Annotated in this window: 9 protein-coding genes; all 9 read right to left on the reverse strand. The window is 75.7% G+C overall.

Annotated features, from left to right (window positions below):
• Positions 1-2 precede the first annotated feature (2 nt).
• The 9 genes from WBQ80_RS16330 to WBQ80_RS16370 all read right to left on the reverse strand — a co-directional run bounded on the left by WBQ80_RS16330 (position 3) and on the right by WBQ80_RS16370 (position 6,168).
• The gene (locus WBQ80_RS16330; protein WP_336571988.1) at positions 3-473 is read right to left on the reverse strand and encodes a hypothetical protein; all 471 of its coding nucleotides are present in this window, start codon (positions 471-473) and stop codon (positions 3-5) included.
• Between the two features lie 11 nt (positions 474-484).
• Entirely contained in the window at positions 485-1,273 is a 789-nt protein-coding gene (locus tag WBQ80_RS16335) for a DUF4190 domain-containing protein (protein WP_336571987.1), read from the reverse strand.
• Positions 1,274-1,314: 41 nt separating this feature from the next.
• Positions 1,315-1,689 carry a DUF4190 domain-containing protein gene (locus WBQ80_RS16340; protein ID WP_336571986.1) on the reverse strand — a complete coding sequence of 125 codons (375 nt, stop codon included), beginning with the start codon at positions 1,687-1,689 and terminating at the stop codon, positions 1,315-1,317.
• A gap of 162 nt (positions 1,690-1,851) precedes the next feature.
• A complete protein-coding gene (tsaD, locus tag WBQ80_RS16345) occupies positions 1,852-2,901 on the reverse strand; it encodes a tRNA (adenosine(37)-N6)-threonylcarbamoyltransferase complex transferase subunit TsaD (protein WP_336571985.1) in 1,050 nt (349 codons plus the stop codon).
• Positions 2,898-3,455, reverse strand: coding sequence for a ribosomal protein S18-alanine N-acetyltransferase (rimI, locus tag WBQ80_RS16350; RefSeq protein WP_336571984.1), 558 nt, complete (start codon positions 3,453-3,455; stop codon positions 2,898-2,900). Before rimI ends, tsaD begins: the two co-directional genes overlap by 4 nt.
• Positions 3,452-4,075, reverse strand: coding sequence for a tRNA (adenosine(37)-N6)-threonylcarbamoyltransferase complex dimerization subunit type 1 TsaB (gene tsaB / locus WBQ80_RS16355; RefSeq protein WP_336571983.1), 624 nt, complete (start codon positions 4,073-4,075; stop codon positions 3,452-3,454). The genes rimI and tsaB overlap by 4 nt, the downstream gene beginning before the upstream one ends.
• A gap of 10 nt (positions 4,076-4,085) precedes the next feature.
• Positions 4,086-4,661, reverse strand: coding sequence for a tRNA (adenosine(37)-N6)-threonylcarbamoyltransferase complex ATPase subunit type 1 TsaE (tsaE, locus tag WBQ80_RS16360; protein ID WP_336571982.1), 576 nt, complete (start codon positions 4,659-4,661; stop codon positions 4,086-4,088).
• A complete protein-coding gene (alr, locus tag WBQ80_RS16365) occupies positions 4,658-5,797 on the reverse strand; it encodes an alanine racemase (RefSeq protein WP_336571981.1) in 1,140 nt (379 codons plus the stop codon). Before alr ends, tsaE begins: the two co-directional genes overlap by 4 nt.
• Positions 5,794-6,168, reverse strand: a complete 375-nt coding sequence (locus tag WBQ80_RS16370; RefSeq protein WP_336571980.1) for a holo-ACP synthase — start codon at positions 6,166-6,168, stop codon at positions 5,794-5,796. The genes alr and WBQ80_RS16370 overlap by 4 nt, the downstream gene beginning before the upstream one ends.
• Positions 6,169-6,289 lie beyond the last annotated feature (121 nt).

A 6,289-nucleotide genomic window follows, 5' to 3' on the forward strand; every position in this document is an offset into this window, starting at 1 on the left:
GCTCAGCGCGGGAGGGCGCCGAAGACGATCGCGTAGTAGCCGATCCAGACCCCCGAGAAGACGAGTCCGGTGATGCCGGTGCCGATGCCGACGAAAGCGGGCACGCGCGCGTGCTCCTCGCGACGCAGGCCCAGTACGCCGAACACGATCGCGGCGATGGAGAGCGGCAGCATCCACCCGACGAACAGGGACGCGACGGCGCCCACGACGCCGAGCGCGGCGGAGAGTCGGCTCCAGAACCGGCGCTGCTCCTCCTCCTCGTCCTCGAACTCCGGCTGGGGGGCGGGGCGGCCGAGCGCGAGGAGCTGGCCCGTGGGCAGGCCGTGCAGTTCGCCGGTGTCGTACGGGACGTCGAACTCGCGCTGCGGCGCGGGCTCCGACGTGTCGATGCCCCGCAGGCCCTCGCGCGCCGGCGATCCGGGCGGAGGGCCCGGTGGAACCGGCGCCCGGTCCGGCATCCGCTCGTCGCTCACCCCGACCGCCCTCAGTAGGTGTACGTGCTCTCGCTCACCGCGAACAGCGCCGCCCAGGCGACGATCGAGATGATGCCGATCGCGATTCCCACGAACCCGAGGACGATGCCGGTCAGCCACATGCCCTTCGCGGACGGCTCCTTGCGACGGCCGATGAAGCCCAGCACGACGGCCGCGGCCGGCACGATGAGCTGCAGGATGCCGCCGACGAAGGGGATGATCACGATGCCGGAGCCGATGATGCCGATGATGCCGGCGATCAGCGAGATGATGCTGAACACCGCGGTGGGCTTGGCCTGCGCCGGCTGGTAGGGCGTCGCTCCGTAGGCGGCGCTCTCGCCATACGCCGCCGCGCCGTAGGCGCCGGGGCCGGCGCCGTAGGCGGAACCGGGCTCGGACGCCGCGCCCGCTCCGCCCGCGCCGGCGCCGTAGGCCTGGGGCATGCCGTCGTAGGACGCGGCCGCCGCAGGCGACGACACGCCCCCGGTGTCGAACGGCGAGCCGCCGCCGTACGCCGGCGGCGCGGGCGGTGCCGGAGGCGCGGGGGGTGCCGGAGGCACCGGCGCCGAGGGCGGCGCCGGGGCCTCGAGCGGCTCGGCCGGACCGGACGGCTCGATCGGCTCCACGGGGATCGCGGGCGTCTCGGGCCCGGTCGGCACGGTCGGCTCATCGGGCACCGAGGGTCCGATCGGTTCGCTCGGCTCGGCAGGCACGGTGGGCTCGACCGGCTCGGCCGGGACCGACGGTTCGGAGGGCGTGAGCGGCTCTGCCGGCTCGTCGGGCTGCCTGGGATCGCTCATGTCGAGCCCCTTTCGTGCGTGCGGAGGGTGCGGTCGTCGGATCAGTAGTTCAGGGAGCCGTCCAGCGAGCCGCTGTTGACGGCGGCGCTGAAGATCGCGATCCACACGATCGCGAGGATGATGCCCACCACGAGGCCGACGTAGCCGATGATGAGGCCCGCGATCGCGAGGCCGCGGCCCTGCTCGCCGGTCTTCTTGATCTGGCTGAGCGCGATGTGGCCGGTGATGATGCCCACCAGCGAGATGAAGAACGACGACACGAGCGAGACGATCGCCAGCACGTTGGTCTTCTGCGACGCCGGCGCACCGTACGCCGGCGTGCCCGATCCGTACGCCGGGGCGGTGCCGTACGAGGGCGCCGCGGGCGGCGGGGGCGGCGGGACGTCGGAGCGGTTGGGGTCGTTGGGGTCGGTCATTCGGGACTCCTCATGTGGTTGCTGGACCCGGCCATGCTGGCAGCGCCGCCGGGTGATGTCAACGACCGGCGACGCGGGTCGGCGCCGCTCGTTCCGAGGGCGCATCGGCCACCCTAGCGCCCGGGTCCGACGTGCCGCACCGGGGAGGCCTGCCCATGGGCGTCAGCCCTGGATGACGGTGACGGGCAGCGTGGAGTCGGCCCCGAAGTCGAGCCCGGACGGGGCGTGCCCCGCCATGATCAGCCGGGCGCCCAGCGCGGCGATCATGGCGCCGTTGTCGGTGCAGAGCGACAGGGGCGGGACGCGCAGCGCGACGCCCGCGGCATCCGCTCGCTGCTCGGCGACCTCACGGAGCCGGCGGTTGGCGACCACGCCACCGCCGAGGAGCAGCCTGGGCACGCCGAGGTCGGTGCACGCGGCGATCGCCTTGGTCACGAGCACGTCGACCACCGCCTCGCGGAAGCTCGCGGCGACGTCGGCGAGCGGCACGGGCTCGCCCGCGGCCTCGCGCTGCTCCACCCATCGTGCGACCGCGGTCTTGAGCCCGGAGAACGAGAAGTCGTAGCGGTGGCGTTCGAGGTCCTTCGGCCGCGTGAGGCCGCGCGGGAACCGGATCGCGTCGGGGTCGCCGCCGACCGCGGCCCGGTCGATCTCGGGTCCGCCGGGATAGGGCAGTCCGAGCAGCCGCGCGACCTTGTCGAACGCCTCGCCCGCGGCGTCGTCGATGGTCTCGCCCAGCAGCTCCACGTCGGAGTCGAGGTCGCGCACCAGCAGGAGCGACGTGTGCCCGCCCGAGACGAGCAGCGCCACGCTGGGGGCCTGCAGCGGCCGGTCGCCGATGAGGTCGGCGCCGACGTGCCCGACGAGGTGGTTCACGGCGTAGACGGGCTTCTCGAGCGAGAGCGCCAGGGCCTTCGCGGCGCCGACGCCCACCATCAGGGCCCCGGCGAGTCCCGGTCCGTTCGTGACGGCGACCGCGTCGAGGTCGGCCAGCTCGACGGAGGCCTCGTCGAGGGCCGCGCGGATCGTCGGGCCGAGCGCCTCCAGGTGCGCACGCGCGGCGACCTCGGGCACGACGCCGCCGTAGCGCGCGTGCTCGTCCATCGAGGAGGCGATCGCGTTGGCCAGCAGCTCGGTGCCGCGGACGATGCCGACGCCGGTCTCGTCGCACGAGGTCTCGATGCCGAGCACGAGGGGGGCGTCGCGGTTCACGGGGCGTCTCCTGCGGGTGGTGGTCCGGCGATCCGTCCGGTTTCCGATCGCGGCGCGGGGGCGACGTCGGATGCCGCGGGGCGCGCGACCGCCGGCGGCACGTCGAGCCGCATGACGACCGCGTCGACCCCGTCGGGCTGGTAGTAGCCGCGCCGCACGCCGACCTCGGCGAAGCCGAGGGATCCGTAGAGCGAGCGGGCGACCGGGTTGTCGGCGCGGACCTCGAGGAACAGCTCGGCGACGCCGCGCCGTCGCGCCTCGTCGATGAGCGCGTGCATGAGCGCGCGGCCGAGTCCGGCGCCGCGCCGGTCGGGGGCCACGGCGATCGTCTGGATGTCGCCCTGCCCGGCTCCGCGCGGGGCGAGGAGCCCGGCGTAGGCGACGACCTCCTCGGGCCGTTCGTCGTCGACGGCGACGAGGTAGTGGGTGTGCTCCCCGGCGAGCTCGGACCGCATCGCCGGCTCGGGCCAGGCGTCGGAGGCGAACGTCGCGCGCTCGAGCGCCATGATGGCGTCGAGGTGCTCGAGTCGAGCGTGGCGGAGCAGGAGGCTCATCCGAGCACCCGCTTGGGTCCGGCCGACGGGGTCACGTCGGGCGCGCGGAGGTAGAGCGGCTCGTCGGCGGCGAGCGGCAGCCGTCCGGCGGCCCCGGCGCGTTCGGCGAGCAGCCCGAGCGCTCCGGCCGGGACGGCGTCGGCGTCGAGGCGCGTGCCGCTCGGCTGCGGGACGGCGTCGCGCGGCTCGAGCCGCGGACTGCCGAGGCGCACGGGGAGACCGTCGCCGTCGAGGCCGTCGTAGTCGCTCACGGCGGACTCGCGTCGTCGCGCGTCGGTGACGACCTGCAGCCGACCCGAGCCGCCCGCCGCGTACCAGGCCGCGGCGATCGCGTCGTGGCTCACCACGGGCACGAACGGACGCCCGGCGCCGAGCGCGAACGCGTGCGCGGCGGCGATGCCGACGCGCAGCCCGGTGAACGGGCCGGGACCCATGCCGGCCGCGACGGCGGAGAGGTCGGCGGGCCGCACGCCCGCCCCCGCGAGCGCGTCGCGAATGAACCCGCCCACGACCTCGGCATGGCGCATCGTGTCGGACGTGCCGGCCTCGGCGAGGATGCCGCCCTCGTGGTCGACCACGGCGACGCTCGTGCCCGTGGAGGTGTCGATGGCGAGGAGCATGGCCTCCAGCCTAGTTCGCGGCCTCGGCGCCGCGGCCGGGGGCGGGATCGAGCCGGGCGGCGGAGGCGTAGGGCGTGGCGGCCCAGCGAGGGCCGTGGCCGATGAGCTCCACGACGCGCGGTTCGTCGGCCTCGAGGTCGCTGCCGGCATCCGCGCCGGGATCGCCGCCGGCACCCGCTGCGGCGTCCGCGTCGACGTCGCCGCCCCGGCGACGTGCGATGAGGACCTCGAGCCACGAGTCGCTCACGCCGTCGAGCAGCCCGGCGCCCCATTCGACGACGACCGCCGAGTGGTCGAAGTCGAGGTCGAGGTCGTCGAGCTCGGCCGCGCCCGACAGTCGGTACGCGTCGACGTGCACGAGGGGGACCCCGCCGACGAGGCTCGGATGGGTCCGCGCGAGGACGAACGTCGGGCTCTGCACCGGACCGCGGACCCCGAGCCCCTCGCCGATGCCGCGGGTGAGCGTGGTCTTGCCCGCGCCGAGCGGCCCGGTGAGCACGAGGAGGTCGCCCGCGCGCAGCTGCCGGCCGATCTCGCGCCCGAGCTCCTCCATCGCCGCGGCGTCGGGGACGGTGCGGCGCGTCATCGTCCCTCCACGTGGGACCGCGGGACGCGCGGGCCGATCCGCGTGACGATCTCGTAGCCGATCGTGTCGGCGGCGTCGCCCCAGTCGTCGGCCGACGGCGCGCCCGCCCCGGGGTCGCCGAAGAGCACGACCTCGTCGCCGACCGCGACCGGGTCGTCGCCCACGTCGACGAGGAACTGGTCCATCGCGATGCGGCCCACGACCGGTCGGCGGCGCCCGCCGAGCAGCACCTGGGCGCGTCCGGAGGCCTGCCGTGGCACGCCGTCGGCGTAGCCCAGCGGCACGAGCGCGAGGGTCGTCGGTCGATCGGCCCGCCAGACGTGGTTGTACGACACCCCGGCGCCGGCCTCGACCCGCCGCACGGCGGCGACGCGGCCCCGGAGCGTCATGACCGGCGCGAGGCCCAGCTCGGCCGCGGTCGTGCCGTCGCCGAACGGCGGGATGCCGTAGACCCCGATCCCGATGCGGACCAGATCGAGCCGGGCGTCCGGGAACCGCAGGGCTGCGGCAGTGGACGCGAGGTGGCGCAGGTCGGGGCGGAGCCCCGCGCGCCGGGCCTCGTCGACGCCGCGGAGGAACGCGGCCAGCTGGGCGGCGTCCTCGTCGGGCGAGGTGTTGGCGAGGTGGCTGAAGACACCGCGCACGCGGATGCGGCCGGCCGCCTCGAGACCGGCGGCGCGGGCCACCGCTCCCGCCCATGCCTCGGGCGCGATGCCGTTGCGGCTGAGCCCGGTGTCGAGCTTCAGGTGCACGTTCGCGGTGGCGCCGACGGTCGCCGCGGCATCCGCCATCGCCTCGAGCTGCGCCGCGGAGGAGGCGCCGAGGTCGATGCCGCGCTCGACGGCGGGCGCGAACCGCGCGTCGGGATCGTGCAGCCAGGCGAGGATCGGCGCCTCGATGCCGGCCTCGCGGAGCGCGATCGCCTCGTGCGTGTCGGCGACGCCGAGCCAGTCGGCGCCCCCCTCGAGCGCCGCGCGGGCGACGGGCGCCGCGCCGTGGCCGTACGCGTCGGCCTTGACGACCGCCATCACGGCCGCGGGCGCCACCTGCGCCGCGATCGCGCGGACGTTGCGGCGGACCGCGGTGAGGTCGACCACCGCCTCGCGGAACGGGGACGGTCCGGGGAGTGCGGTCACGGCTTGGCTCCTCGCGGCTCGGCGCGTTCGAGCACGACGAACGCGCTCGCGATCCCGGCGTCGTGGCTCATCGACAGGTGCACCCGGTCGATGCCGAGGGCCGCGACGTGCTGCGACAGTGCGCCCGACAGGGCGAAGTCGGGATTGCCGTCGACGTCGTTGACGATCCGCATGTCGTGCCAGCGGATGACGGCGTGGCCGCCCAGCGCCTTGATGAGGGCCTCCTTCGCGGCGAAGCGGGCGGCGAGCGAGCGGGCCGGGCGGTCGCGTTCGCTCTCAGCGAACAGGCGCTCGCGCAGCGCCGGCGTCCGCTCGAGCGAGCGCTCGAAGCGCGCGATGTCGACCACGTCGATGCCGATGCCCGCGATCACGCGATCCTCCCCGACTCCACGTTCCGAGTCTGCCGCACCCGGGTCGGGGGGGGGGGGGGGGGGGGGGGGGGGGGGGGGGGGGGGGGGGGGGGGGGGGGGGGGGGGGGGGGGGGGGGGGGGG

Origin of the sequence: Agromyces sp. CCNWLW213, assembly GCF_037199545.1 — a bacterium.
Lineage (GTDB): Bacteria > Actinomycetota > Actinomycetes > Actinomycetales > Microbacteriaceae > Agromyces.